Raw genomic sequence first — 24926 nt, 5'->3', positions numbered from 1 at the left:
GTCGCACCGTTGCGAGCGGGCACGGAGCGACGAAAGCGCCGTGGCGCGGCCGAAACGCGGCATCGCGCCATCGCGATGGTGACGGCAGGGTGTCGGGCTGTTGCAGTTGCTGGGCCGTCGCGCCTCCATGGGTCGCCGGCGCCGCGCCCGCCGCCGGAACGCGGGTGCCGGCGACGGTCGGGCGGACAGGTCGTCGATTGTCGTCGCCGCTCCGGCAGCGTGCGGGAAAGCTGCGCGAAGAGCAAGGCTCCGGCGGGCCGTCCGCCCCGCCTCGAGGCGCGAACACGCGCCGGAGCAAAGAGCGTCCCCCCGGCAAGGCGCCCTGCCCTATGCGTCGCCGGGCTTCTTCCTGCCCGACAGCAGCGCATAGATCGCCATGGCATGGCCATGGCCGAGGGCGAACTCGTCGCGCAGCCATTCGACGATCTGGCCGGCCTTGACGCCGGGCTTGAGGCGGCCCTGCTGCGAAAAGCCCCTGGCGTCGGCGAGGGCCAGAAAATCCTCCGGCCCCTTGCCGGTCTTGCGTCTGATCGTATCGAGATAGGCCTGGAAACTCACCGGATTCCTCCTGTCGAGACGGGATGCGCGGTCAGCCGGCCATGCCCTCGTCGAGCCAATCCTGGACGATCCTGTCGCTGGCGTGGATGCAGACGAGCTCGAGCCGGCCGGAGCCGACATTGCGGAACTTGTGCGGGATGCCGGCGGCGCCGACGAGGATGTCGCCCGCCTGGGCGCGCGTCCGCGTCCCGCCCACGGTGAACTCCGCCTCGCCCGACCGCACGATCCAGGTTTCGGCATAGGGGTGGACGTGCAGGCCCGGCCCCTGGCCGGGCTCGTTGTCGACGAGGAAGAAGGAGACGGCCGCCCCGTGCTCGACGCCGTCGAATTGCACGGTGCGGCCGGTCCCGCGCCTGAGGTCGGTGCTGCGGATCACATCGGGCACGGCCGTCTCCTCCGGCAATTTATCTTCACGAGAAGATATTTATCCGAAACTATCTTCCTGTCAAGATATATGGCATGCGACGGCCGACAGCGCAGGAGAACGCCGAATGCCGCAGACCAGGACCGATCACGTCGCGCGGCTGCGCGCGCAGTGGGCGCGCGAGCTGCCGGATCTCGACACCGAGCCGATGACCATCCTCGGACGCGCCTACCGGCTGTCGAACCTGGTGCGGCCGAGCATCGAGGCGGGCTTCGCCGCCTTCGGCCTCGACCGCGGCGAGTTCGACGTGATCAGCACCCTGCGCCGGGCCGGGCCGCCCCATTGCCTGACGCCGACCGAGCTCTACCGCTCGCTGATGATTTCCTCCGGCGGCCTCAGCCACCGGCTGGCGCGGCTGGAAAAGTCCGGGCTGGTCCGGCGCGAGAAGTCGGCGGAGGACGGCCGCAGCCTGCTCGTCGCCCTGACCGAGGCGGGCCGCCGGCTGGCCGAGCAGGCCTTCCGCGCCGACATGGCCAACGAGCAGCGCTTCCTGGAGGGGCTCGCCCCGGACAGGCGGGTCGCGCTCGCCGGGCTGCTGCAGGAGCTGCTGGCGGCGATCGAGGCCGGTGCCGACGGCTGCGGGCCTCAGGCCGCGCAGGCCGGGGCGGCGAGCGGCACCGGGAAGACCCGGTCATAGGCCAGGTTGAAGACGAAGGCGTAGACCACGTAGAAGACGACGATGGCGATGTCCATCGCCAGGGCCTGCATCAGGCTGACGCCGACATACCAGGCGATCAGCGGCAGCAGCATGGTCAGGAGCCCGATCTCGAACAGGGCGACATGCAGGATGCGCGTGCCCCAGCCCTTGCGGGTGTGGCCGACGACGCCCAGCATCGCATGGTCGAAGCCGAGGTTGAACAGGAAGGTCCAGATCGTGGCGATGGTCGCGCTGGCGACGCTGACGACGCCCATATGCATGGGCTGCAGGCCGAACAGTTGGGCCCCGACGGGAATGACGATCGCCAGGCCGATGGCTTCGAACATCAGGGCATGGCGGATGCGGTCGGGAAGGGAACGCAGGGACATGGGAATGATCCTTGTTCTTGTTGTTGACGGTGGCGTTTCTATCTACCCTGCAGATCGCTTCAAGTTAGATACCATCTCGAAACCAGATAGATGACCGTCTCGCTCGACCAGCTCGAAGCCTTCGTCGCGGCCGCCGACCATGGCTCCTTCTCCGGCGCGGCGCGGGCGCTGCGCAAGGCGCAGTCGGCCGTCAGCACCCAGATCGCCAATCTGGAGGAGGATCTCGGCCTCTCCCTGTTCAGCCGCGAGGGGCGCAATCCCGTGCTGACGCCGGCCGGAGAGCGGCTGCTGGCGGAGGCGCGGGTGATGCTGGACCGGCGCGAGCACCTGATCGGCGTCGCCCGCAGCTTCAAGGCGCATGTGGAGACGCGGCTGGTCGTGGCCATCGACGAGCTCTACCCCGAGCCGGCTCTCGGCACGCTGTTCGCCGATTTCGCCCGGCACTTCCCGCATGTGGAGCTGGAGCTCCTGTTCCCGCTGATGCAGGACGTCGGCCGCCTGGTGCTGGCCGGCAAGGCCGATATCGGCGTGATGTGGCGCCAGGAGGTGCTGCCGGCCGAGCTCGGCTTCCGGACCATCGGCTGGGTGCCAATCAAGATGGTGTGCGGCAGGACCCATCCCCTCGCCGGCACCCGCGTCGACTGGGAGGATCTCAAGCGCTACCGGCAGATCCTGGTGGCGGCGCGCAGCGACGGGCCGGAGAAGCAGCGCCTCAGGGTCGCGGCCGAGGTCTGGTGGGTCGAGAGCCACTGGATCATCCTGCAGATGGTGAAGCAGGGCATCGGCTGGGCCTTCGTCTCCAGCCACGTCATCGCCAATTCGCCGGCCGCCCCCGACCTGGCGACGCCGGACCTGCAGTTCGACGACTTCGACCTGCCGATCGCCCTGGAGCTGGTCTGGCACAAGCAGCGCCCCTGCGGCCCGGCCGCCCGCTGGCTGCGCGAGCGCTTCGCCGCGACCCGGATCGACGCCGTCGCGACTTAGGGGCCGTTCGCCGGAGAGGCCCCGTCCCCGGCGGTGCGCAGCCGCCGCGGCGGATCAGTAGTCGCCGAGCTTCTTCATGTAGCGCCGCCCCGACAGCATCGGCTGCCCGCGCAGGTCGGCGAGCCTGTAGGCGAACGTCCACAACGCGTCGAAGAAGATCAGCGGCACCAGGCAGCCCTTGAAGCGGTCGTCGATGCCGGCGAGGTCGAGGTCGGCGGCGTCGAGGACCAGCACGGTCTCCTCCGAGCCGAAGCGGCGCAGGAAATCGCGGGCGCGCTCGGCGAGCGGACGCGTCTCGTCGAGGCCGATCATGGCGATGAAGCTGGCATCGCGGTCGACCACCTCGAAGGGGCCGTGGAAGAACTCGTTGGCGTGGATGGCCTGCGAGCCGATCCACTGCATCTCCATCAGCACGCAGATGGCGAAGGAATAGGCGGCGCCGTAGACCGGGCCGCTCGCCAGCGTGTAGATCGTCGTCTTGTCGGCGAGGCGGGGCGCATAGGCCGCGAAGGTGTCGGCGTAGCGGAGCTGGGCCTTGTCGATGGCCGGCTGCAGGTGGCTCAGGCTCGCCAGCAGCGCCGGCACATGGTCCCCGTCCCCGGCCCGGCGCACCAGCGCGGCCAGCAGCATCAGGAGCACGGCATAGTTGCTGTCGGCGGCGTCGATCGGGATGCCGGTGGTGTAGGAGGCCTGGTAGCGCAGCACGAAGTCGGACGCCTCGGCCAGCGGCGAGGCCAGATCGAGCGTCATGCCGATCGTCGCCGCCCCGCGCGAGCGCGCGTGCCGGGCGGCGCGCACCGTCTCGCGCGTCGTCCCGGTCTGCGAGCACAGGATGACCAGGGCGTTCGCGTCGAGCTTGCGCGGATCGCGGCAGACGAACTCGTCGGCATTGAGGAGGTCCGAGGCGAGGCCGGCGGCATGGCGGTCGAGGAAATACTTGCCCGCATGCATGATCGACAGGGAGCCGCCGCAGGCGACGAAAAAGACGTGCCGGATGGAGCGGTCCCCCAGGCCGCGCAGGGCGGCTTCGATGTCCTCGTTCAAGGCGGTCTTCATGATGCTCGTCCTCCGAAATCCGATTGCCGGCATCCGGGCGGCCGGCGATGGGCAGGCCCGGTTGCGTTGACAGGTCACCGCCCATGTGCGAACGTTCTCACATCATCGTAGACGGAAAGAACCGAGATGGTCAAGATTGCCGCGATCGGCGACAATGTCGTCGATTGCTACCTCTCCAGCGGCCGGATGTTTCCGGGCGGCAACTGCCTCAACCTCTCGGTCTTCATCCGGCGGTTCGGCGGGCAGTCCGCCTATGTCGGGACGATCGGCCGCGATCCGGCCGGCGCGGTGATCGCCGAGGCGCTGGCGGCGGAAGGCGTCGACACCGCGCGCCTGCATGTCCTCGACGGGCCGACCGCCTATTGCGTGATCGGCCACCGCGACGGCGACCGCGTCTTCGTCGACTTCGACCTCGGCGTGTCGATGTTCACGCCCTCGGCCGAGGACATCGCCTTTCTCGGCGGCTTCGATGCCGTGCATGTCGGCCAGTCGAGCGGGCTTGACGCGCACCTGCCGGCGATCGCCGCCCGGGCGCCGCTGTCCTACGACTTCTCGACCCGGCGCGACCATGCGCATCGCCGCGCCGTCGCCCCGCTCTGCCTGCTGGCGTCGGTCTCCGGCGGCGGCCTTGCGCCGGACGCGGCGGACGAGATCGTCGGCGAGCTTCTGGACGGCGGCGCCCGCTGGGTGCTGGTGACCAAGGGCCGCGACGGCGCCTCGCTCCACGCCCGCAGCGGGCGCTTCGACGTCGCCGCCGCGCCGGTGGAGGTGGTCGACACGCTCGGCGCCGGCGACACCTTCATCGCCCGCGTCCTCTACGGCCTCGTCGTCGGCGAGGCCCCCGACACCTTCCTGGCAGCCGCGGCGGCGCGGGCCGCCGAGACCTGCCGCACCTTCGGCGCCGTCGGCCACGGCGCCCCGATCGCGCTGCAGGTCGACCTCGCGGCGCTGCGCGAGCGGCTGGGGTGACACGACGGCGGCCGGGGCAGCCTGGAGCAAAGCGCGTTTTGGTGGAAACGCGCTTTACTCTAACTCCTTGTTTCGACGCGTCCTTGCGACTTGACGCGATTCCGTCAAATCGCAAAAACGCTTTGGGCCCGCCTCGATGCCTCAGGAGATGGCCGCCCAGCCGGTCACGACAACAAGAGCCAGGGTGACCAACGCGCCCGAGACATAGAGGATCGTTCTGACGCTGCCGCCTTTCGCCGCGTCGCCCCCGCGCAGGTAGATCACGACGTGAGCAAGCCGGATCACGACGTGGGCCCAGACCAGCACCCCCAGCAAAACCGGCCGGACGCCCACCATCATCGCCAGGACGGCCGGTACGACAAAGGGTGCCAGCGCTTCCACGCTGTTCAGGTGCGCGCGGTCGATGCGGTAGAGCAGGTTCCCGTCGTCGGGCGGCAGCACGGGGCCGGAAAGAACCCCGGCACGGCCTTTGGAATAGCCCGAATTGATCGCCAGAACGACGGACATCAGGCAGAGCGCGAGCACCCCGACGATGCTGAACGTGTATGCTTCCATGGGACCTCCGCTGTTGGGCACGCTGTGACAACCGGTCCCGGCAATTCGGCAGCCGGGGCATGCCCGCTACGCCAGTCGCGAAGCGTGCGGCGCTCGGGCGGTTCACCCCCGGAGTTGGGCGCGCTGCCGCGCAGGGCCCTCGACCTTCAGCAGATTGTGCGCCGTATTGATCAGCCCGATATGGGAAAATGCCTGGGGAAAATTGCCGAGCATCCGCCCGCTCGCTCCGTCATACTCCTCCGACAACAAGCCCAGATCGTTGCGCAAGGCCAGCAGCCGCTCGAATATGGCGACGGCCTTCTCACGCTGGCCGCACAGGACGTAGGCATCGGCAAGCCAGAAGCTGCAGACGAGAAACGCGCCTTCAGCGCCGTCCACGCCGTCGTCCGTGCAGTCGGTCGAGTAGCGCAGCACAAGGCCATCCCTGACCAACTCGCGTTCGATCGCAGCAATGGTTCCCGCGACGCGCGGATCGTCCGGCGGCAGAAAGCCCGTCTGCGGTATCAGCAACAGGCTGGCATCGAGCGCGCCGCCGCCATAATACTGGACGAAGCTGTTCTTGCGCCTGTCGAATGCGTTCTCGCAGATCTCGTCGTGAATCGTGGCGCGGAGTTGCTTCCAGTCATCGACCGGCCCGTCGAGGCAGAACGTCTCCGCCGCAGTGACGGCCCGATCAAACGCCAGCCAGACCATCATCCTCGAATGCGTGAATGCACGCACCGGCCCCCTGACTTCCCAGATACCGCGATCGAGGGTCCGCCACTTCCTGGCCAAGGTTGCGAGCAGCACCTTCTGCAGGGGCCAGGCTTCGTCGTGCTGCTGCAATTCAGCGAACCGCGCCGCATGCAGCGTGTCGAACAATTCGCCATAGACGTCGAGTTGCACCTGGTTTGCCGCGGCATTGCCGACACGAACCGGCTTGCTTTGCTCAAATCCCGGCAGCCAGGGGACGTCGACTTCAGGCAGCCATCGCTCGCCTGCGATGCCGTACATGATCTGGAGCTGGTCGGGATCGCCTGCAACGGCGCGAAGCAGCCATTGCCGCCAGGCTTCCGCTTCCTGGCGATAGCCCGCATGAAGCAGCGCCAGAAAGGTGAGCGCGGAATCCCTCAGCCAGCAGTAGCGATAGTCCCAGTTCCTGCGCCCGCCGATCCACTCGGGCAGCGATGTCGTGGGTGCGGCGATGACGGCGCCCGTCGGCTCGAAGGTCAGCAATTTCAGGGTGATGAGGGACCGCATCATGGCCTGCCGCCAAGGCTCCGGCCCGTCGGGGCGACGTCCCCGCTTCGTCCATTCACGCCACCAATTTGCGGTCTGCTGCAAGCTCTCCTGGCTGTCCGCCACAAAGCTCGGGGCAACGGCGGACGCATGGTAGGACAGTGTCGCGGAGATACGCTCGCCTTCCCGAATCCGGAAACGGGAGCGGGTTGTCTTGCCTTCTCCCTTCAGCGGCAACCTGGTGTGCAGGTGAACGGAGTCGGGGCCGGCGACGGCACTCAAGCCATATTCTCGACGCTGCACCCATGGCACGGCCTGTCCATAGGAAAAACGCAAAACCAGCTCCATCTCCATGTCGACATGGCCGGCCTCGCCGCGGACGATGCGGACGAGGTTGGTCTTCCCGGCCTCCGCCGACAGCGGCATGAAATCCGTTATTGCGACCGCGCCCGTGGCGGTCTCGAACCGGGTCTCCAGAATTGTGGTGTCGTCGACATATCGCCGGGAGCAACCGACGGTTTCATCGCCCGGCGCGATCTTCCACCGGCCGTTTTCGGGCGTACCGATCAAGGACGCGAAGCAGGCCGGCGAATCAAAGCGCGGCAGGCACAGCCAGTCGATCGAACCGTCCTTCCCGACCAGGGCCGCGGTCCGCATGTTCCCGATGATGCCGTAATCCGCGATGTTGCGACGGCGTGAGGCGTCCGTAACGGAAGGATGCAGGTCCCCGGCCACCTTATCCGCCATGGGCAAAGCCTGGACAGTCGGTCATGCCGTCTCCGCGACGATCGCCGTGCCCCCGTCGCCACTTGAACTTTTGGGGAAGCCGGTTCGTTCCCTCGTGGCCGGCCCGGCTCTCGGCCACGAGGGCGCACGACGCGTCCGAAGGAAGAGCATCATGGCAATGTCCTGGGGCGAGCACCCGGCCGCCCCTTCCCGGCCATGGGCCCGGTGCCGACGCCCCAAGGGCAGCGCGGGCGCCTGCAAGCCCTCCCCTTTCACCCCGCCGGCGCGGCCACCGAGCCGCGGCGGGCAAGCGAGGGCTCCAGCGCCAGGTGGCGCGGCGGGCCGCCCTCGCCCCGCAGCCGCTCCAGCATCAGCCGGGCCGCCGTCTCGCCCATGGCGGTCAGCGGCTGCACGATGGCGGTGATGCCGGGCCGGACGAAGCTCATCCAGTCGAGGTCGTCGAAGCAGACCATCGACAGGTCCGCGGGCAGTCGCAGCTGCGAGCGCGTGATCGCGTCCATCGCGCCGGCCGACATCAGGCCGTCCGCGGTGAAGATCGCCGTCGGACGATCGGGCCGCGACAGCACCGCCTGCGTCTGCTGCTTGGCGGCAGCCACCGAATAGGTGCCGACGCGCACGATCATGCCGCGGTCGATCTCGAGCCCGGCGGCGAGATGGGCCTCGACATAGCCGTAGAGGCGCTGCCAGCTCGGATAGAGGCTGGCGGGATCGACCCCGCCGGCGGCCACGACGGCGATGAAGGCCTCGACGTCGCCGGCTTCCCAGCGCTCGAGCTCGGCGATCAGCGCGATCCTGCGATGGCCGAGGTCGATCAGCTCCGCCACGCATTGGCGCGCCGCCTGGCGGTTGCCGACGGTGACGCTGTCGGCGGCGAGCGAGCGCACGACGCGGTCGATCTGCACGATCGGGCAGCCGCCCTTCAGCGCGGCGTGCAGGTGCCTGGCGCCCGTCGTGTCGCAGGGCGCCAGGATCAGTCCGTCGACCTGCTTCTCCAGGAGGAGCTGCACCGCCTCCAGCTCCCGCTCCAGCATCTCGTCGCTGTTGGTCAGCAGCACGCCGAAGCCCTCGGCCCGGGCGATGTCGGCGATGCCCCGCAGGATCGAGGCATAGAACGGGCTCTGGATGTCGCCGGCGATCACGCCGATCGTCTTGGTCTTGCCGGTGATCAGGCCGCGGGCGAGCAGGTTCGGGCGATAGCCCAGTTCCTCGGCCGCCCGGCGCACCTTCTCCTTGTTCTCCTCGCTCGTATAGCCGTAGGCGCCGAGCACGCGGCCGGCGGTGGCGGTGCTGACGCCGGCCCGCTTGGCCACCTCGGTGATCGTCACTTTGCCGGCCATGTCCGGAACACCCCTGCTGCAGCGCCGCGTTGCCGGGAACCGGCCGTCCCCGGCGCCATGTCCGTCGACGGGACGCGGCCGCAGCTCGCCATCTGTCTCACCTTGCCGCGGCGCCGTCGACCCGCTTCCCGCAGCTCTCCCAGAGCTTTGCGCTTGACGGCAAGGGCGGCGGACCCGTAATGTGAGAACGTTCGCACATACAAGAGGCCGGACGCAACCCCGTTGGCGACCGGGCAGCGAGAAGGCGGATCGGAGGAAGCAATGACAGGACATGCGAAGAGGACGGCAGGGCTCCTCGGCGCCCTGCTCGCGGGCGCGGCGCTGGCGGCCGCAGCGGCGGCCCAAGCCGAGGCGGCGGGCGTCGACCAGAAGCTGCACGACGCCGTGCCGGCGCAGTACCGGCAGAACGGCCTCAAGGTGGCGGCGTTCAACGACTGGCCGCCGGACGAGTTCGTCGAGAACGGCGAGCTGAAGGGGTGGAGCATCGACATGGCCAAGGCGATGTCGGAGAAGCTCGGCATCGCCTTCGAGTTCACCCCGACCAGCTTCGACGCCATCATTCCGGGCCTGGCCGGCAAGCGCTTCGACGTCGGCTTCTCCTCCTTCGGCGTCACCCCCGAGCGCCTGGAGGTGCTGGACTTCGTGGCGCAGCGCCGGGAAGGCACGGCCTATGCCTATCTCAAGGGCAAGCCGTACAACATCGAGGCCGAGAAGGACCTGTGCGGCCACTCCGTCGCCGTCCTCACCGGCGCCTGGGACTACCAGTACCTGCAGAAGGTGAGCGAGGAGGCCTGCGTCAAGGCCGGCGCCAAGCCGATCGACCTGCAGCAGTTCACCACGCAGAACGCCGCGGAGCTGGCGGTCTCCTCCGGCCGGGTCGAGATCGTGGCCGCCGGCTCGGCCAAGCTGCAGTACCTCGCCAAGGTGACCGGGCGCTTCGACGTCTCCAAGCTGGTCAGCAACGCGGTCTACAACGGCATCGGCCTGCGCCACGACGACCCGATCGGCCCGGTGCTGCGCGACGCGCTGCAACAGATGATCGACGACGGCAGCTACAAGGCGCTGATGGCCAAGTGGGGCATCGACAGCGGCCTGATCGACAAGGCGGTGCTGGTCAACAAGGCCAATCCGGCCGACAGATAGCCGGGCAGCGGGCCCGCGAAGCCTGAGAGCCTGAGCCCGGCGGCTGCCCCCGCCGGGTCGCGGCGCCCGCCATCAGACCGAGGTGCGCATGGCTGAACACCACGATAGCGCGGCGCCGGGCCGTCCCGACATCCATGCGGTGACGCCGGTGCCGCTCCGCCATCCCTCCCGCTGGATCGGCGGCGCGGCGCTGCTCTTGTTCGTCGCCGCCTTCGTCCAGTTGCTGGTCACCAACGAGAACCTGCACTGGGACGTGGTCGGCGCCTACTTGTTCAGCCCGGAGATCCTCGCCGGGCTCGGGCGCACGCTGCTGCTCACCTTCCTGGCCATGATCTTCGGCCTCGCCATCGGCGTGATCCTGGCCATCATGCGCCTGTCGAGCAATCCGGTGTTCCAGGCGGCGAGCTGGGCCTGGATCTGGTTCTTCCGCGGCGTGCCGCCGCTGGTCCAGCTGGTGTTCTGGTACAACCTCGCCCTGCTGATCCCGGACGTCTCGATCGGCGTGCCCTTCGGCCCGACACTGTGGTCGCAGAGCACCAACGTGCTGATCACGCCGCTCAGCGCCGCCCTGCTCGGCCTGTCGCTGACCGAGAGCGCCTATGCCGCCGAGATGATCCGGGCCGGCATCCAGGCGGTCAGCACCGGCCAGACCGAGGCGGCGGCGACGCTCGGCATGACCCGCGGCCAGACGCTGCGCCGCATCGTGCTGCCGCAGGCGCTGCGCATCGTCATCCCGCCGATCGGCAACGACACCATCTCGATGCTGAAGTTCACGTCCCTCGTCAGCGTGCTCGCCCTGCCGGACCTGCTCTACTCCGCGCAGATGATCTATTCGCGCACCTACCAGACCATCCCGCTGCTGATCGTGGCGACGATCTGGTACCTCGTGCTCTCCACTGTCCTGACCATCCTCGAGCACTGGATCGAGCACCGCCTCAACGACGGCAGGCCCCTGGCCGCCGGCTCCGTCCTCGCCTCCCTGTTCAAGAGCAAATTCTGGACCCGGCGCGGCATGGGAACCCCGGCATGACCCCCGCCATGCCGCTGCTGACCGTCGAGAGGCTGACCAAGAGCTTCGGCGCCCACAGGGTGCTGGACGGCATCGACATGAGCGTCGAGGCCGGCGACGTCACCTGCATCGTCGGCCCCTCGGGCTCCGGCAAGAGCACGCTGCTGCGCTGCCTCAACCAGCTGGAGGTGCCCGATTCCGGCGTCGTCTACCTGCAGGGCGAGCCGGTCGGGCTGCGCTGGCGCGGCAACCGGCTCTACCGCATGTCCTTCAACGAGATGGCGGCGCAGCGCCAGAAGATGGGCATGGTGTTCCAGAGCTTCAATCTCTTCCCGCACAAGACGGCGCTGGAGAACGTCATCGAGGCGCCGATGATCGTCAAGCGCGTGGGGAAGGCCGAGGCCGTCGAGCAGGCCATGGCGCTGCTGGACAAGGTGGGCCTCGGCGAGCGCGCCCACTACTACCCGCGCCAGCTCTCCGGCGGCCAGCAGCAGCGCGTCGCCATCGCCCGCTCGCTGGCCATGCAGCCGGCGCTGATGCTGTTCGACGAGCCGACCTCGGCGCTCGACCCGGAACTGGTCGGCGAGGTGCTCGCCGTCATGCGCCAGCTCGCCGAGGACGGCATGACCATGGTGGTCGTCACCCATGAGATGAGCTTCGCCCGCGACGTCGCCGACCATCTCATCTTCATGGACGGCGGCGTCATCGTCGAATCCGGCCCGCCGAGGCAGGTGCTGACGGCGCCGCAGCACCCCCGCACCAAGGCGTTCCTCGCCCGGGTGCTGTAAGGGCAGGATCAAGGCACTTCGACAGGATTCCAGGAGGTGATGCCATGCGCCACGCCGACGCCCAGGCCATCGAACGGCTGCTCGACTATCCCGGCCTCGTCGAGGCCCTGCGCGCCGCCCATCGCGCCGGCCGCATGCCCGACACCCGCGTCCAGGTGATGAGCGACACCGGCGACGACGCCAACAAGTTCGTCTCCCTCCTCGCCTGGGCTTCGGGCGACATGATCGCGGTCAAGCTGGTCGGCGTCTTCCCGGCCAACGCCGCCCTCACGCCGCCGCAGCCCTCGGTCCAGGGCATGGTGGCCCTGTTCAGCGCCGCGACCGGGCAGGCCCTGCTGACGGCCGACGGGGCCGAGATGACCTTCCGCAAGACCGCGGCCGATTCCGCCCTCGGCGCCGACCTCCTGGCCCGCCCCGACACGCGGACCCTGCTGGTGCTCGGCGCCGGCGGCCTCGCTCCCCACGTCATCGCCGCGCACCGGGCCGTGCGCCCGTCGATCGACCGCGTGCTGGTCTGGAACCGCAACCCCGCCCGCGCGCAGGCGCTGGCGGCCCGGCTGCCGCAGCCCTCCGTCGAGGCCGCCGGCGATCTGGACGAGGCCCTGGGCGAAGCCGACATCGTCTCCTGCGTCACCATGGCGACGGAGCCGCTGGTGCGCGGCGCCTTGCTCAAGCCCGGCGCCCACGTCGACCTGATCGGCGCCTATCTGCCGCAGATGCGCGAGGCGGACGACGAGGTGGTGCGACGCGCCGGCAAGGTCTTCGTCGACACCCGCGCCGGCTGCGACAATTCCGGCGAGATCGCCGTGCCGCTGGCCAAGGGCCTGATCACCCGCGAGGGCATCGTCGCCGACCTGTTCGACCTCGTCGGCGGCCGCCACCCCGGCCGCACCGCGCCGGACGAGATCACCATGTACAAGAATGTCGGCGGCGGTCATCTCGACCTGTTCACGGCGCGGCACCTGCTGGCGCGGATGGTGGGCCGAAGCGTCTCGTGATCTGACGGAATCGCCCAAAGCCGCGAGGACACGTTGAAACGAGGCGTTGGAGCAAGGCGCGTTTGCGCCAAAGCGCGCCTTGCTCACATCTAGCGCTGCCCGCCCGAGGCGGTGATGCGCTCGCCGGTCAGCCAGGCGGACTGGTCCGACGCCAGGAACACGGCGATGCGCGCGATGTCCTCAGGCCGCCCGAGCCGGCCCATCGGCAGGCCTGCGCCGATGGTCCTGGCCGTCTCCCCGGCGATGCCCGCGACCGCCAGCCCCTCGGTCTCGGTCATGCCCGGCGCGATGGCGTTGACGCGGATCCGGCGACCGGCGAGCTCGCCGGCCAGGGCCTTCGTCACCGTGTCCACGGCCGCCTTGGACGCGGAATAGACCAGGGAGTTCGGCACCGGATTGACACTGGAAATGGTGCTGAGATTGATGATGCTGCCGCCCTGGGGTCCGAAGGCGCCGGCAGCTTCCTGCGCGGCGAGGATGGTGCCCAGCACATTGGTGTCGAACTGGCGGCGGAACTCAGCCTCCGTCACCTCCTCCAGCGCCCCGAAGCGGTAGACGCCGGCATTGTTGACCAGGATGCTCGGCGGGCCGAACGCCGCCCGGGTCTCGGCGAAGAGCCGCCTGACCTCGTCGCGCCGGGTGACATCGGCCTGGACGGCCACCGCCCGGCCGCCCTCGCGCAGGATGTCGCCGACCACGGCGTCGGCTCCCTCGCGACTCGAGGCGTAGTTGACCACGACCGCCGCCCCGGCCCCGGCAAGCTGCCGGGCGATCTCCGCGCCGATGCCCTTCGATGCGCCGGTGACGATCGCCACCTTGTCCTTGAGGTCGTCCATGACGTCTCTCCTTCGCTGCGCCGCGTGGCGGCGTCCTGGGCAAGGAGGTAAGTCATGCGCGGAAACGCGGGTAGCGCCGGAAACCTTATAGGATATATACAATATCCGCATGAATGATCGGCTTCACCAGCTGGCGGTCTTCGTCCGCGCCGTCGAGACCGGCAGCTTCTCGAAGGTGGCGCGCGAGTTCGGCCTGTCCCAGCCCTCGGTGTCACGCACGATGGCGGCGCTGGAGGAACGGCTGGGCGTCAAGCTGCTGACCCGCACCACCCGCCAGCTCGCGCCGACCGACGCCGGAGAGGCGCTGCTTGCCCGCGCCCGCGACGCGCTCGCCGGCGTGGAGGAGGCCGAGGCGGCGGCGCGCGGCGCGGATCGGCTGTCCGGCACCCTGCGCGTGGCGATGCCGGCGACCTTCGGCGCGCGGCAGGTCGTGCCGGTGCTGCCGGCCTTCCTCGAACGGCATCCGCAGCTCAAGATCGACCTGATGATGTCGGATCGCTACGAGAACCTCGTGGCCGAGGGCGCCGACATGGCGCTGCGCCTCGGCGACCTCAAGGATTCCAGCTTCGTCATCCGCCGGCTCGCCACGGCCCGCCGCCTGTTCGTCGCCGCGCCCGACTATCTCGCCCGCCGCGGCACGCCGGTGCGCCTGGCCGAGCTCGACCAGCACCATCTCATCGGCGGCCCGAGCGACGGCGGGGGGCAAAGCTGGACGGCCCGGCGCGACGGCGTCGGCGAGGTCCAGCCGGTCGAGCCGCGCCTGCGCACCCGCTCGGCCGCCGGCGCGGTCGCCTGCGCCTCGGCCGGCCTCGGCATCGCCATCGTCTCGACCTGGATGAGCGCGGCGGAGCTCGCTTCCGGCGCGCTGGTGGAGATCCTGGCCGAATACAGGCTCGATCCCGCCACGGTCCATGTGGTCTTCCCGGGCGGGCGCCGCCCGTCCCAACGGGCGCGCGCCTTCAGCGACCATCTGCAGCGGGCCCTGGCGGCCGGTGGATAGCCGGCCGATCGATCCCTGCGACGGTTGAACGCTTCCAAGGCGGCTGTCCGACAGGCAAGATGCGGCGGCGCCCGATGTGCGCCGCTGCATCCCCCGGCCACTGCGACCCCGGCGGCGGCGACCACGACGTCCGAAGGCGAGGCGACGGCCCCGGCGAACCGCGTCCGGCCGGGCGCGGCCCGCAGGCGGGATCGCGCTCCACCTCGCCCACGCGGGCGTGAATGGCGCTCGCCGCCGTTGCGTCGTAGCCTGCCGCCAACTTCCCTCGAATCCGAGTGACCCTTGAAAAAGATCGGCTTTCTCTCCTTCGGACACTGGACCCCCTCGCCCCGTTCCGAGACCCGCTCGGCCGCCGACGCGCTCCTGCAATCCATCGACCTCGCCGTGGCCGCCGAGGAACTGGGCGCGGACGGCGCCTATTTCCGCGTGCATCACTTCGCCCGCCAGCTCGCCTCCCCCTTCCCGCTGCTGGCGGCGGTGGGCGCCAGGACGCGCCGCATCGAGATCGGCACCGCCGTCATCGACATGCGCTACGAGAACCCGCTCTACATGGTGGAGGACGCCGGTGCGGCCGACCTGATCGCCGGCGGGCGCCTGCAGCTCGGCATCAGCCGCGGCTCGCCCGAGCAGGTGATCGACGGCTGGCGCTATTTCGGCTATCGGCCGGCCGAGGGCCAGAGCGACGCCGACATGGCCCGGCGCCATGCCGAGGTGCTGCTCGACCTCCTGCGCGGCGAGGGCTTCGCCGAGCCCAATCCCCAGCCGATGTTCCCCAACCCGCCCGGGCTGCTGCGCGTGGAGCCGCATGCCGAGGGCCTGCGCGAGCGCATCTGGTGGGGCGCCTCCTCCAACGCCACCGCGGTTTGGGCGGCCGAGCACGGCATGAACCTGCAGAGCTCGACGCTCAAGAACGACGAGACGGGCCAGCCCTTCCACATCCAGCAGGCCGAGCAGATCCGCGCCTTCCGCGCCGCCTGGAAGGCCGCCGGCCATGCCCGCGAGCCGCGCGTCTCGGTCAGCCGCAGCATCTTCGCCCTGGTGGACGACCGTGACCGCGCCTATTTCGGGCACGGCGACGAGGGCAAGGACCAGATCGGCTTTATCGATGCCAACACCCGCGCCATCTTCGGCCGCAGCTACGCCGCGGAGCCGGACGCGCTGGTCGAGGAGTTGAAGCGGGACGAGGCCATCGCCGAGGCCGACACCCTGCTCCTCACCGTGCCCAACCAGCTCGGCGTCGCCTACAACGCCCATGTCATCGAGGCGATCCTGAAGTTCGTGGCCCCTGCGATGGGGTGGCGGTGAGGCTGTTCCCCTCGGGGCAGGCGATCGCGCCGCTCCCGCGGCGAGAGCTCGGGAGCGGCAGTCGGCCTGGCCGCGGAAGAGATCGTCCCTTGGTTCAGGATTGCGATCGAAGGCGAAGCATAAGCGTCATCGGGTTGATCGACGACGTCTGGAATCCATAGTGTTCGTAGAATTGTCTGGCCCGGTCATTCAAGGCATGAACCAGCAGTGCGCGAACGCCGGCACTTTCCGACACCGGACAGGCGCGGGAGGTGGCGTCCCGGAGCAGCGCGCCTCCGAGTTTCATGCCTTGGGCTCGGAGATCGACAGCCAGCCGGGCCAGCACGATGGAGGAAGCCGGTCCGGCCTGTCGCCTGCCGAGGAGCGACGGCTCCAGCGGCGAGAGCGTAATAACCGATGATATGCTTGTCGGCATCGATCGCGACGAAGACCCGGCTGGCTCCGGCAAGATGGTTGGCCATGGCCCTGCGTTTAAGCCGGTCGTCGAGCGAGGACTCGCCGCAGTCGAACCTGTCCGTCAGAGGCTCCGCCGTCATGGGCTGCGGAGGCGAAAGCATCTTCATGCTCCGGCATCGTCCCAGGGAGCCTTCACGGCCATCAGCCGCTCAAGACCTGGATTGGGTGCGGGCGGGGGCGTCGAGAATGCGCATGAATTCTTCGAATTTCTCGGAATCCAGCTCGAAGTAGACCTGATCGAGAACGACTGCCCGGGCTCGCTCGCACGCAGCCTCGAGCATGAAGTCGGAGCGATTTTTGCCGAGCAGGCTGGCGCCGGAGCGCGAGACCCGCGCACTGCGGCAGGCCAATGAGATCCCGCGCAGGGCGTCGGCCTATTTTGCGATGGCGGAGCTCGACCGCCCGTTCAAGCGATGATCGCCTTCATCGACGATCACCGTGGGAAATACGGGGTCGAGCCGATCTGCCGGGTGCTGCCGATCGCCCCCGTCCACCTATCATGACCATGTCGCCAAGCGTGCCGATCCCTCCCGGCTGTCGCCGCGGGCGAAGCGGGACGCGGCCTTGAAGGGAGAACTGCGGCGGGTGTTCGCGGCGAACTTCCGGGTCTGCGGGGGGCGCAAGGTGTGGCGGCAGCTCAGGCGGGAAGGCTTCAACGTCGCTCGCTGCACCGTCTCCCGGCTGATGTGGGAAATGGGCTCCGAGGGGGCGATCCGCGGCAAGCCGGTGAAGACGACGAAGAGCGACATAGCGGCGCCTGGCCCGCTCGATCGCGTCGCCCGCCTCTTCCAAGCCCGGCGCCAAACAGGCTGTGGGTCTCCGACTTCACCGATGTCGCCACCTGGGCCGGCTTCGTCCATGTCGCTCTTCGTCGTCGACGCCGACGCCCGCCGGATCGTCGGCGGGCGGGCGGGCAGGACGGCGCATGCGGGCTTCGTCCTCGATGCTCTCGAGCCGGCGCTCCATGACCGTCGTCCCGTGCGCGGCGGCGGCCTCATCCATCACAGCGATCGCGCACCAGCCGGTACCTCGCGATCAACCACACTGAGCGCCTGGCCGAGGCCGGGCCGAGGTCATCCATCGGCGTGGACCCTGGCGCTCCTTCGAGGCGGTCGAGTTCACGACGCTGGAATGGGTCGGCTGATCCAACAAGCGCCGGCTCCCGGAGCCCATCGGCAACATCCCGCCGGCCGAAGCCGAGGCGCGTTACTACGCCACGCTGGAACAGCCCGCCATGGCCGCGTGGCTCAAACCAAATCGCCTCCGGCAATCCCGGCGCGGTTCAAGATGGCGCAATCCGCGCCAGAATGAGGCGACGGAAATGCGCCGCCATTGCAGCATCGTTGCAAGGGTTCGGTAGAAAATTCGCGCGCCAGAGTTCTGGATCATCTTGTTCTCGGCGCCAAACAGATGCAGGCAGAGCGTTCCGTCAAAAGTTACATGTTCGAGCGAAACTTTCGCGGTCCGCTGCCGGTCACCCTTCGGAAAGCGCACGCGAAATTGGCTGGGGATGAGTATCCCAGTTCGGCCGACACGCGGGTAATCGAGCCATTCGTATGACGGAGCAGTTCAGCGGCCCGCTGAATCCTTGCGGCGCTCGCCAAGCTGCGAAAGTCGATGCCGGCGCGATTCAACTCACGCTGCAATTTTCGGACGCTGGTATCCATCGATTGCGCGGCACTGTCGATCGACACGCGGCCGGTGAGAACCTGCGCGCGGATCTGCTCCGAGAGAACATTGATCAAACCCCGTGGCGCGCTGCCTCCCCGGTCCCGCGCCACATCCTCGATCGTGACGATCGACCGGAAAGGGGCCTTCGCGGCGGCGGACAGATGATGGCGTTCCGCGACAATGGTCAGCGCTGGTGCGTTGAAAAGGACCGGACACTGGAAGACATCTTCAAAAATGCCAGTCTGGGCTGGCCCGTCGATATCGAGTTCGACACGTAGCGGTCGCCAAGAAGAAGGCAGATAGGCCCTGAAGACGCTCAGCAGGACGCCTGCCGCGGCGCACACTGTGTTGGCATAGCCGGGTCGGCCGGCAAGCGCAAAGATATAGCTATACCGCACCTCGTCGCCGACGATCGCGACCCACATCTTGTCATTCGAGCTATGAAAGCAAAGGCCGCGAATGGTGCGATCGAGGGCCTGCCCCAAGGTGTCGGCTCCAAACACAAAGCGGCCGTAGCTGCCGTAGTTGGCGCCGTTCATCATCGGAGCGATCAGTGCCCCGAAGTTGGCCTCGCCGGCGGCGCGTCCTGTTGCGTCAAGGAAACCGATCACCGCCGCGTGCGGAATAAAGCAATTCCCGCCTTCGATCATTTCGAGATCGAGGCCGATGGCGCGTTTTGCCCGCAACAGTGTCTTCTCCCCCATTTCACGGCGTATGAAGGCCGGGAGCCCATCCAGGATATGGCTGGATATGACCGGGATATCAGCCATTGGTGCAGCGCTCCCGAACGACGTAAGCCTTGTCGCAAAATGAGTGGTTTCAAGTTCCGAATTCAGCCTATTGTAGTACGATATGGGTCTCGAGCGAGCAAGGAGAACGGCCGATTTCGGGCGGGCGGTTCTTTGCGGGCGCTTGCCTGAAACGTTGTCACCGGCTTCGTGACAAATTTGGACATAGCCGCTTTTCAGCTCTTGCTGAGACAAGCCGGCAGAGAAGAAGGAGTATGGTTAATGTTGACGAAGCGGGAACTACTTTGCTCGGCGGGGGCGATCGCCGCTAGCGCCGCGATCGCGAGGCCGAGCCTCCTGATGGCGCAGACGACCCCCGGCATCATCGAGGCCAAGGACATCGCCGAGGCAGGGTTCGTCTACGGCCTGCCTATCGTGATGAACTATGCCGTGATGTACGAGTACGCGGTAGATCGCAATTCTGGGCAGTTCAAGGCGCCGTTCAACCAGATCAAGAACGAACCCAACGTCTTCACCTACAAGGATACGGCAATCGTCACGCCGAACAGCGACACGCCCTATTCCTTTGCCTGGCTGGATTTGCGGGCGGAGCCGGTGGTGCTCTCGGTGCCGGCAATCGACCCGAAGCGCTACTACTCGGTCATGCTCTGCGACGGCAATACCTATAATTTCGGCTATATCGGCACCCGTGCCACAGGGAGCGAGGCCGGCGACTACCTGGTGGTCGGCCCCGACTGGAAGGGCGATACCCCCGCGGGCATCAAGCAGGTGTTTCGTTCGAGCACACAGTTTTCCCTCGCTGGCTATCGCACCCAGCTTTTCGGCCCGGATGACCTTGACAACGTCAAGAAGGTGCAGGCCGGCTACAAGGTGCAGATGCTCTCGGCCTATTTGAAGCAGACGCCGCCGCCAGCCGCGCCAAGCATCGTCTTCCCGAAGATCGACAAGGAACTCGTGAAGACCAACTTCTTCGATTATCTCGACTTCGCGCTACAATTCGCACCCGCTCAACAAAACGAGAAAGAGATTCGCGCCAAGCTAGCACGCATCGGCGTCGGGCCGGACAAGACCTTCAACTTCAAAGACCTCTCTCTGGAGAAGAAACTGGAGTTCGGCCTTGGCATGAAGGAAGGCCAGCGGACGGTCGACGAGGCTGTCGCCAAGGTCGGCAAGACGATCAATGGCTGGCGGGTCAGCGGTCTTCCAGGCGATAGCGCCCACTACAACGGCGACTGGATGAAGCGTGCTGTCGCCGCTCAGGCCGGCATTTATGGCAACGACCCGGAGGAAGCGACCTATCCGTTCACGCGCGTCGACAGCGACGGCCAGATGCTCGACGGCAGCAAGCACAATTACACGCTGACGTTCCCACCCGGTCAGCAGCCGCCCGTGAACGCTTTCTGGTCGCTGACCATGTATGACGGCAAAACCCAGCTCCTGATCGAAAACCCGATCAACCGCTATCTGATCAACTCACCGATGCTGCCTGCCATGAAGACCAACGCGGATGGGTCGCTGACACTCTACATCCAGAACAAATCTCCGGGCGCCGACAAGGAAGCCAACTGGCTGCCGGCTCCGGGCGGCCCGATTTATCTGGTGATGCGGCTTTACTGGCCGAAGACGACGTCGCCTTCGATCCTGCCGGCGGGCGAGGGCACATGGCAGCCGCCTGGACTGAAACGAGTTTCATAACGCACCGAGGATACGGCGCCCGCGGAGAAGCGTAGCCGCGCGAAAGGGCCTCATTGGTTGTGCTCAGTCTGATCTCCGTCAACATTCGAGACGAAAACCGGGGAGCCGCTGGGATTTCAGCGGCTTCCGTTCTGCCCTTGACTGTCATTTTTAGAGGGCTATGGCGTAGGCGAATTGCCCTCCTTCATCGTTCTCGGTCCGTCACGTCTCGGCGCCGTGCCGCCGCCCGGCCGCTGCACTGAATGTCCAGCCCGCTTCGCTCATCAGATCGCCACCGCCTCGCCTGCGGCCCAGCCGCCGGTGGCGTTCTACACCACGCCTCGTGGCGCCCGGTTGCGTTCATGGCCGGAATTCTGGAAAATTCGGCATGGATGATCAATCGTGACGCTTGGAGTGATGCCCAATGCCAATGACACTGGGCTCGATCGACCGAGCGATCCTGCGGACGCTGCAGCACAATGGCCGGATCCAGAACATCGAGCTGGCCGACCGCGTCGGCCTCTCGCCCTCGCCCTGCCTCAGGCGCGTGCGCCGCGTCACATAGGTGGGAGAAAGCGCCATGGAGACGATCCGGATCGGCGGGATCACGCTCGAGTTCATGCACAGCGCCGCCGACACCGCCGGCAGCCTCGACATGTTCGCGATGACCGTCCAGCCCGGGGCGCGGGTGCCGGTGCCGCATTATCACGAGAGCTGGGACGAGGCGGTCTACGGGCTGTCGGGCACGCTGACGTTCACGGTGGACGGCGAGCCGGTCGGGATCGGCCCCGGCCGGTCCGTCTTCATCCCGCGCGGCGTCGTGCATGGCTTCGTCAACGACGGCCCGGAGCCGGCCTCGTGCCTGTGCGTCCTGACGCCGGCCGTGCTCGGTCCCGCCTATTTCCGCGAGATGGCGGCCCTCCTCGCCACGGGCGGCCCGCCCGATCCGGCCAGGGCGGCCGACGTCATGCGCCGCTACGGGCTGGTTCCGGTGCCGCCGGCCGGCTGATCGTGTCGCCGAGATCCCGCCCCTTTCATTCGAAGCGCAGCGCCGTGAGCGGGTCGAGGCCCGCGGCGCGATGGGCTGGGTAGAGGCCGAACGCGATGCCGATCGCGCCGGCGAAGCCGCAGGCCAGCAGGATCGCCAGCGGGCTGATCAGCACCGGCCAGCCGGCCTCCACGGCGATGGCCGTGGCCGCGGCCGCGCCGAGGAGCGCGCCGATCAGCCCGCCGGCCAGCGCCAGGATCAAGGCTTCGATCAGGAACTGCCGGCGGATGTCGCGGCGGCGCGCGCCCACCGCCATGCGCAGGCCGATCTCCCGCGTCCGCTCGGTCACCGAGACGATCATGATGTTCATGATGCTGATGCCGCCGACCAGCAGGGACACGGACGCGACCGCGATCAGCAGATCGTCGAGCGTGCGCACCGCCGCCTCCCGGGTCGCCAGCACGTCCATCGGGTTCTCGATCCGGAAATCGCTGGGCGCATCGGCGCGGACGCGATGGCGCTGGCGCAGCAGCGCCTCGATGTCGCTCCTGGCCTGCGGCAGCGCCGCGGCGTCCGAGACCTTGATCGAGATGAAGTCGACCGCGCCGGGCGTGGCGCCGCGCACCGCGCCGAGCACCCGCGTCCTGGCGGCGGCCAGCGGGATGAAGACGACGTCGTCCTGGCTGCGGCCGGCGGAGCCCGGCCCCTTCCGGTCCAGCACGGCGGCGACGGTAAACGGCGCGGCGCCGATCCTGAAGGTTTCGCCGACGGCCGCCCGCCCGGGGAACAAGACCTCCGCCACATCGGCCCCGACGATCGCGACCTTGGCGCCGGCCTGCAGGTCGCCCGCGGAGAACGGACGGCCGGAGGCGATGCGCCATTCGCGCGCCACCAGATAGTCGGTGTTGACGCCGGCGACCATGCTCACCGCGTTCCTGTCGCCCGCGACGAGCGGCACCGGGCGCGACAGCAAGGGCGCGGCGACCTGCACCTCGGGGATCTCGCGCAGGATCGTCGCGGCGTCGTCCTCGGTGAGGGTGGCGAGCGTCCCCTCCTCGAGCCGCGCCCCGCCGGCGCTGGCCGCGCCGGGCACGACCAGGAGGAGGTTGGCGCCGAGCGTGCGGATCCTTTCCGCGACCTCCGCCTGCGCCCCGGCGCCGACCGATATCACGCACACCACCGCCGCCACCCCGACGATAATGCCGAGGACGGTCAGGCCGCTGCGCAGCAGGTTGGCGCCGAGGGCCCTGAGCGCGATCCGCAGGCTTTCGAGGCCCGTCATCGCCCCGGCTCCCCGGGCGCGCCGTCGGCCGGGAGCGCGTCGGCCGCCGTCCCGCCCTCCGTCACCCGGCCGTCGAGCAGGGTGATGCGGCGCCCGGCGCGCTCGGCGACATCGGCGGCATGGGTGACCACGACGATGGTCCGGCCGTCCCGATGCAGGGCCTCGAACAGGGCCAGGATCGCGCCGCTCGTCCGGCTGTCCAGCGCCCCGGTCGGCTCGTCGGCGAGGATGAGCAGGGGATCGTTGACGATGGCGCGGGCGATGGCGACCCGCTGCTGCTCGCCGCCCGACAACTGGTTGGGCGCGTGGTGGCCGCGATGGGCGAGGCCGACGCGCTCGAGCGCGAGGCCTGCCCGGCGCCGCCGCTCGGCGCCGCGGATGCCGGCATAGGCCAGCGGCAAGGCGACGTTCTCCAGCGCGGTCGCGCGCGGCAGCAGCGCCGGCCACTGGAACACGAAGCCGATGTCCCGGCTCCTGGCGGCCGCGCGCTCATCCTCGCGCAAGGCGCCGACATCGCGCCCGTCGAGCCGGTAGCGCCCGGCATCGGGCCGCTCCAGGAGGCCGAGGAGGCTCATCAGGGTCGACTTGCCCGAGCCGGAGCGCCCGCAGATCGCCACGAACTCGCCGCGCCCGATGGCGAGCGACACCTCGGACACGGCGAGGACGAAGGTCGCGCCCGAGGGGTAGCGCTTCGAGAGGGCGAGGGCCTGCACCAGCGGCGCCATCTCAGAACCCCAGGCGAAGGCCGAACAGGCCGGAGCGGTCCGGCGCACGGGCAACGCCGACGATCACCGGCTGGTTCCGGACGAGGGAGCCTTCCGTCATCTGCGTGCCCTGGTCGTCGCTGGCGCCGAGCTTCACCGCGAACGGAACCGGCGCGCCGTCCCGGCCGACGGCCCAGACCGTCGCCTCCGTCCGGGCAGCGGCAGCGGCCTCGTCCCCGCGCGGCCGGCCGGGGGCCGGACCGGCGCCCTCCGGCCGGAAGCGCAGCGCCTGGTTCGGGATCTTCAGCGTCTCGCCGGTGTCGCTGGTGACGATGCGCAGCGCCGCCGTCATCCCCGGCAGCAGCAGCAGGTCGGGATTGGGCGCCGAGACGATCGCCGTGTAGGTCACCACGTTCTGCACGACCTCGGGGGACTTGCGCACCTGCAGCACGCGGCCGGCGAAGGTCCGGTCGGGAAACGCGTCGACGGTGAAGAGCACGGCTTGGCCGGGCTTGAGCCCGCCGACATCCGCCTCGTCGATCTGGCCGTGCACCTGCATCTCGCGCAGGTCGTTGGCGATGCGGAACAGCGTCCTGGCTTCCAGGCTCACCGCGACGGTCTGCCCCGGATTGACGTCCCGCTTGATGATCGTGCCGTCGATCGGCGCGCGCAGCACGGTGTGGTCGAGGTCGAGCCGGGCCTGGTCGAGGGAGGCCTGCCTCTGCTCGATGATGGCCTCGGCGTTCTGGATGTCGGCCTCGGCCATGCGCTGCTCCGCTTCCGCGATGGCGATGGCCTCGTCCCTCATGGTCACCTGGTCGCCGGCGGCCCTGAGGGCGGCGGCTCCGGCGTCGCGCTGGGCCCGGGCCTGGGTCAGGTCCCGCTCGGTGATGCTGCCGCTGCCGGCGAGCTCGAGCCTGCGCCGGTATTCGCGCTCGACCTCGTCCTGCGTCGCCCTGGCCGCGGCTGCCTGGGCCTCGGCCAGTTGCCGGGCGGTCCGCGCATTGGCCACCGCGGCGGCGGCCCGCTCCAGCGCCGCCTTCTGCACCAGCGCGGTCGCGGCGGCCACCTTCAGGGCCGCCCCGGCCTCCTTGACCCGGGCGAGGACGATGTCTTGGTCGAGCCGGGCCAGCGGCTGCCCGGCCTTCACCGGATCGTTGAAGGTGACGAAGACGTCCGCGATCCGGCCGGAGAGCTGCGAGCCGACGTCGACGGTCAGCACCGCCTCGATCGTGCCGGTGGCCTTGACCTGGACCGTGATCGAGCCGCGCTCGACGGGAGCGGTGATGAAGGTGGCGCCCTGCTCGCCGCGGCCGCGCGCGTAGCCGAGCCCCGCGATCGCCAGGACGAGCACGACGGCCGCAAGGGCGAGGCGCATCCGCTGCCTCCTGCTCCTTGTCCTGTCGCGCCCACGGGGCGCCGGCAGGGGCGCTGTGTCCCCCGTCGGCG

Annotated in this window: 25 protein-coding genes, 2 pseudogenes and 1 other annotated feature; of the genes and pseudogenes, 13 read left to right on the top strand and 14 right to left on the bottom strand. The window is 68.8% G+C overall.

What is annotated here, in order from left to right; all coding sequences use genetic code 11:
- Positions 1-327: 327 nt before the first annotated feature.
- Together AC27L4_RS31315 and AC27L4_RS31310 are read right to left on the bottom strand one after the other, a co-directional pair.
- Positions 328-558 (bottom strand): DUF4287 domain-containing protein, encoded by a 231-nt coding sequence (locus AC27L4_RS31315; protein WP_487146594.1) that lies wholly within the window; start codon positions 556-558, stop codon positions 328-330.
- Positions 559-589: 31 nt separating this feature from the next.
- Positions 590-943, bottom strand: a complete 354-nt coding sequence (locus AC27L4_RS31310) for a cupin domain-containing protein (RefSeq protein ID WP_487146593.1) — start codon at positions 941-943, stop codon at positions 590-592.
- Between the two features lie 106 nt (positions 944-1049).
- Here AC27L4_RS31310 and AC27L4_RS31305 point away from each other — a divergent pair, with 106 nt between their 5' ends.
- Positions 1050-1619 (top strand): MarR family winged helix-turn-helix transcriptional regulator, encoded by a 570-nt coding sequence (locus AC27L4_RS31305; RefSeq protein WP_487146592.1) that lies wholly within the window; start codon positions 1050-1052, stop codon positions 1617-1619.
- Here the strand turns inward: AC27L4_RS31305 and AC27L4_RS31300 are convergent.
- Positions 1568-2008: a PACE efflux transporter gene (locus AC27L4_RS31300; protein ID WP_487146591.1), complete on the bottom strand. Its 441-nt coding sequence runs from the start codon at positions 2006-2008 to the stop codon at positions 1568-1570. The genes AC27L4_RS31305 and AC27L4_RS31300 overlap by 52 nt on opposite strands.
- A 90-nt stretch (positions 2009-2098) precedes the next feature.
- Between AC27L4_RS31300 and AC27L4_RS31295 the strand changes: the two genes are divergently transcribed.
- Entirely contained in the window at positions 2099-2992 is an 894-nt protein-coding gene (locus AC27L4_RS31295; RefSeq protein ID WP_487146589.1) for a LysR family transcriptional regulator, read from the top strand.
- A gap of 54 nt (positions 2993-3046) precedes the next feature.
- Here the strand turns inward: AC27L4_RS31295 and AC27L4_RS31290 are convergent, their stop codons facing one another.
- Positions 3047-4048 (bottom strand): SIS domain-containing protein, encoded by a 1002-nt coding sequence (locus tag AC27L4_RS31290; RefSeq protein ID WP_487146588.1) that lies wholly within the window; start codon positions 4046-4048, stop codon positions 3047-3049.
- A gap of 126 nt (positions 4049-4174) precedes the next feature.
- Between AC27L4_RS31290 and AC27L4_RS31285 the strand changes: the two genes are divergently transcribed.
- On the top strand, positions 4175-5017 hold the full coding sequence (locus AC27L4_RS31285; protein ID WP_487146587.1) for a PfkB family carbohydrate kinase: 843 nt from the start codon (positions 4175-4177) through the stop codon (positions 5015-5017).
- A 141-nt stretch (positions 5018-5158) separates the two neighbouring features.
- Here the strand turns inward: AC27L4_RS31285 and AC27L4_RS31280 are convergent, their stop codons facing one another.
- From AC27L4_RS31280 to AC27L4_RS31270, 3 genes are all read right to left on the bottom strand, one after another.
- Positions 5159-5572: an MAPEG family protein gene (locus AC27L4_RS31280; protein WP_487146586.1), complete on the bottom strand. Its 414-nt coding sequence runs from the start codon at positions 5570-5572 to the stop codon at positions 5159-5161.
- Between the two features lie 102 nt (positions 5573-5674).
- Positions 5675-7537 (bottom strand): glycoside hydrolase family 15 protein, encoded by a 1863-nt coding sequence (locus AC27L4_RS31275; RefSeq protein WP_487146585.1) that lies wholly within the window; start codon positions 7535-7537, stop codon positions 5675-5677.
- 251 nt (positions 7538-7788) lie between these two features.
- Positions 7789-8874 (bottom strand): LacI family DNA-binding transcriptional regulator, encoded by a 1086-nt coding sequence (locus AC27L4_RS31270; protein WP_487146584.1) that lies wholly within the window; start codon positions 8872-8874, stop codon positions 7789-7791.
- A 261-nt stretch (positions 8875-9135) separates the two neighbouring features.
- Between AC27L4_RS31270 and AC27L4_RS31265 the strand changes: the two genes are divergently transcribed.
- The 4 genes from AC27L4_RS31265 (at position 9136) to AC27L4_RS31250 (ending at position 12812) form a co-directional block, all read left to right on the top strand.
- Entirely contained in the window at positions 9136-10017 is an 882-nt protein-coding gene (locus AC27L4_RS31265) for an ABC transporter substrate-binding protein (RefSeq protein ID WP_487146583.1), read from the top strand.
- Between the two features lie 88 nt (positions 10018-10105).
- Positions 10106-11047, top strand: coding sequence for an amino acid ABC transporter permease (locus tag AC27L4_RS31260; protein WP_487146582.1), 942 nt, complete (start codon positions 10106-10108; stop codon positions 11045-11047).
- Positions 11044-11814, top strand: a complete 771-nt coding sequence (locus AC27L4_RS31255) for an amino acid ABC transporter ATP-binding protein (protein WP_487146581.1) — start codon at positions 11044-11046, stop codon at positions 11812-11814. Before AC27L4_RS31260 ends, AC27L4_RS31255 begins: the two co-directional genes overlap by 4 nt.
- A 44-nt stretch (positions 11815-11858) precedes the next feature.
- Positions 11859-12812 carry an ornithine cyclodeaminase family protein gene (locus AC27L4_RS31250; protein WP_487146580.1) on the top strand — a complete coding sequence of 318 codons (954 nt, stop codon included), beginning with the start codon at positions 11859-11861 and terminating at the stop codon, positions 12810-12812.
- Positions 12813-12901: 89 nt separating this feature from the next.
- Here the strand turns inward: AC27L4_RS31250 and AC27L4_RS31245 are convergent, their stop codons facing one another.
- The gene (locus AC27L4_RS31245; RefSeq protein ID WP_487146579.1) at positions 12902-13648 is read right to left on the bottom strand and encodes an SDR family NAD(P)-dependent oxidoreductase; all 747 of its coding nucleotides are present in this window, start codon (positions 13646-13648) and stop codon (positions 12902-12904) included.
- Positions 13649-13757: 109 nt separating this feature from the next.
- On the opposite strand from AC27L4_RS31245, the gene AC27L4_RS31240 reads away from it, so the two are divergent.
- Both AC27L4_RS31240 and AC27L4_RS31235 read left to right on the top strand, forming a co-directional pair.
- Complete coding sequence (locus AC27L4_RS31240) at positions 13758-14648, top strand: LysR family transcriptional regulator (RefSeq protein WP_487146578.1); 891 nt, start codon at positions 13758-13760, stop codon at positions 14646-14648.
- A gap of 282 nt (positions 14649-14930) precedes the next feature.
- Entirely contained in the window at positions 14931-15953 is a 1023-nt protein-coding gene (locus tag AC27L4_RS31235; RefSeq protein WP_487146577.1) for an LLM class flavin-dependent oxidoreductase, read from the top strand.
- A 94-nt stretch (positions 15954-16047) separates the two neighbouring features.
- On the opposite strand, the gene AC27L4_RS31230 is transcribed toward AC27L4_RS31235, so the two are convergent.
- Both AC27L4_RS31230 and AC27L4_RS31225 read right to left on the bottom strand, forming a co-directional pair.
- Complete coding sequence (locus AC27L4_RS31230; RefSeq protein WP_487146576.1) at positions 16048-16368, bottom strand: GNAT family N-acetyltransferase; 321 nt, start codon at positions 16366-16368, stop codon at positions 16048-16050.
- A 190-nt stretch (positions 16369-16558) separates the two neighbouring features.
- Positions 16559-16690 (bottom strand): type II toxin -antitoxin system TacA 1-like antitoxin, encoded by a 132-nt coding sequence (locus AC27L4_RS31225; RefSeq protein WP_487146575.1) that lies wholly within the window; start codon positions 16688-16690, stop codon positions 16559-16561.
- Positions 16691-16721: 31 nt separating this feature from the next.
- Between AC27L4_RS31225 and AC27L4_RS31220 the strand changes: the two are divergent.
- A pseudogene (locus tag AC27L4_RS31220) lies at positions 16722-17769 on the top strand (IS3 family transposase); the annotation flags it as partial.
- Positions 16781-16897, top strand: a sequence feature (AL1L pseudoknot). It overlaps the preceding pseudogene by 117 nt.
- A 76-nt stretch (positions 17770-17845) precedes the next feature.
- Here AC27L4_RS31220 and AC27L4_RS31215 read toward each other — a convergent pair.
- The gene (locus AC27L4_RS31215; protein WP_487146574.1) at positions 17846-18850 is read right to left on the bottom strand and encodes an AraC family transcriptional regulator; all 1005 of its coding nucleotides are present in this window, start codon (positions 18848-18850) and stop codon (positions 17846-17848) included.
- Between the two features lie 240 nt (positions 18851-19090).
- Here AC27L4_RS31215 and AC27L4_RS31210 point away from each other — a divergent pair, with 240 nt between their 5' ends.
- From AC27L4_RS31210 to AC27L4_RS31200, 3 genes and pseudogenes are all read left to right on the top strand, one after another.
- Entirely contained in the window at positions 19091-20524 is a 1434-nt protein-coding gene (locus AC27L4_RS31210; protein WP_487146572.1) for a DUF1254 domain-containing protein, read from the top strand.
- A gap of 403 nt (positions 20525-20927) precedes the next feature.
- Positions 20928-21056: pseudogene (locus AC27L4_RS31205) on the top strand (winged helix-turn-helix transcriptional regulator); the annotation flags it as partial.
- Positions 21057-21083: 27 nt separating this feature from the next.
- A complete protein-coding gene (locus AC27L4_RS31200) occupies positions 21084-21512 on the top strand; it encodes a cupin domain-containing protein (RefSeq protein WP_487146570.1) in 429 nt (142 codons plus the stop codon).
- A 25-nt stretch (positions 21513-21537) separates the two neighbouring features.
- On the opposite strand, the gene AC27L4_RS31195 is transcribed toward AC27L4_RS31200, so the two are convergent.
- The 3 genes from AC27L4_RS31195 to AC27L4_RS31185 are packed head-to-tail and all read right to left on the bottom strand — an operon-like array spanning position 21538 to position 24855.
- Positions 21538-22773, bottom strand: coding sequence for an ABC transporter permease (locus AC27L4_RS31195; RefSeq protein ID WP_487146568.1), 1236 nt, complete (start codon positions 22771-22773; stop codon positions 21538-21540).
- Positions 22770-23498 (bottom strand): ABC transporter ATP-binding protein, encoded by a 729-nt coding sequence (locus AC27L4_RS31190; RefSeq protein ID WP_487146567.1) that lies wholly within the window; start codon positions 23496-23498, stop codon positions 22770-22772. The genes AC27L4_RS31195 and AC27L4_RS31190 overlap by 4 nt, the downstream gene beginning before the upstream one ends.
- Position 23499: 1 nt before the next feature.
- A complete protein-coding gene (locus AC27L4_RS31185) occupies positions 23500-24855 on the bottom strand; it encodes an efflux RND transporter periplasmic adaptor subunit (protein ID WP_487146565.1) in 1356 nt (451 codons plus the stop codon).
- Positions 24856-24926: the final 71 nt, after the last annotated feature.

The sequence above is a fragment of the Labrys sp. Lb11 genome (genome assembly GCF_057554225.1).
This window is presented reverse-complemented; position numbering and strand designations above follow the sequence as displayed.

Bases quoted from the DNA above. Each gene is read 5' to 3' on its own strand.
- AC27L4_RS31250 (WP_487146580.1), top strand. From the start codon at position 11,859: ATGCGCCACGCCGACGCCCAGGCCATCGAACGGCTGCTCGACTATCCC.
- AC27L4_RS31270 (WP_487146584.1), bottom strand. From the start codon at position 8,874: ATGGCCGGCAAAGTGACGATCACCGAGGTGGCCAAGCGGGCCGGCGTC.
- AC27L4_RS31275 (WP_487146585.1), bottom strand. From the start codon at position 7,537: ATGGCGGATAAGGTGGCCGGGGACCTGCATCCTTCCGTTACGGACGCC.
- AC27L4_RS31215 (WP_487146574.1), bottom strand. From the start codon at position 18,850: ATGGCTGATATCCCGGTCATATCCAGCCATATCCTGGATGGGCTCCCG.
- AC27L4_RS31305 (WP_487146592.1), top strand. From the start codon at position 1,050: ATGCCGCAGACCAGGACCGATCACGTCGCGCGGCTGCGCGCGCAGTGG.
- AC27L4_RS31300 (WP_487146591.1), bottom strand. From the start codon at position 2,008: ATGTCCCTGCGTTCCCTTCCCGACCGCATCCGCCATGCCCTGATGTTC.
- AC27L4_RS31285 (WP_487146587.1), top strand. From the start codon at position 4,175: ATGGTCAAGATTGCCGCGATCGGCGACAATGTCGTCGATTGCTACCTC.
- AC27L4_RS31240 (WP_487146578.1), top strand. From the start codon at position 13,758: ATGAATGATCGGCTTCACCAGCTGGCGGTCTTCGTCCGCGCCGTCGAG.
- AC27L4_RS31245 (WP_487146579.1), bottom strand. From the start codon at position 13,648: ATGGACGACCTCAAGGACAAGGTGGCGATCGTCACCGGCGCATCGAAG.
- AC27L4_RS31255 (WP_487146581.1), top strand. From the start codon at position 11,044: ATGACCCCCGCCATGCCGCTGCTGACCGTCGAGAGGCTGACCAAGAGC.
- AC27L4_RS31295 (WP_487146589.1), top strand. From the start codon at position 2,099: ATGACCGTCTCGCTCGACCAGCTCGAAGCCTTCGTCGCGGCCGCCGAC.
- AC27L4_RS31185 (WP_487146565.1), bottom strand. From the start codon at position 24,855: ATGCGCCTCGCCCTTGCGGCCGTCGTGCTCGTCCTGGCGATCGCGGGG.
- AC27L4_RS31190 (WP_487146567.1), bottom strand. From the start codon at position 23,498: ATGGCGCCGCTGGTGCAGGCCCTCGCCCTCTCGAAGCGCTACCCCTCG.
- AC27L4_RS31290 (WP_487146588.1), bottom strand. From the start codon at position 4,048: ATGAAGACCGCCTTGAACGAGGACATCGAAGCCGCCCTGCGCGGCCTG.
- AC27L4_RS31280 (WP_487146586.1), bottom strand. From the start codon at position 5,572: ATGGAAGCATACACGTTCAGCATCGTCGGGGTGCTCGCGCTCTGCCTG.
- AC27L4_RS31210 (WP_487146572.1), top strand. From the start codon at position 19,091: ATGTTGACGAAGCGGGAACTACTTTGCTCGGCGGGGGCGATCGCCGCT.
- AC27L4_RS31265 (WP_487146583.1), top strand. From the start codon at position 9,136: ATGACAGGACATGCGAAGAGGACGGCAGGGCTCCTCGGCGCCCTGCTC.
- AC27L4_RS31260 (WP_487146582.1), top strand. From the start codon at position 10,106: ATGGCTGAACACCACGATAGCGCGGCGCCGGGCCGTCCCGACATCCAT.
- AC27L4_RS31225 (WP_487146575.1), bottom strand. From the start codon at position 16,690: ATGCTCGAGGCTGCGTGCGAGCGAGCCCGGGCAGTCGTTCTCGATCAG.
- AC27L4_RS31195 (WP_487146568.1), bottom strand. From the start codon at position 22,773: ATGACGGGCCTCGAAAGCCTGCGGATCGCGCTCAGGGCCCTCGGCGCC.
- AC27L4_RS31230 (WP_487146576.1), bottom strand. From the start codon at position 16,368: ATGCCGACAAGCATATCATCGGTTATTACGCTCTCGCCGCTGGAGCCG.
- AC27L4_RS31200 (WP_487146570.1), top strand. From the start codon at position 21,084: ATGGAGACGATCCGGATCGGCGGGATCACGCTCGAGTTCATGCACAGC.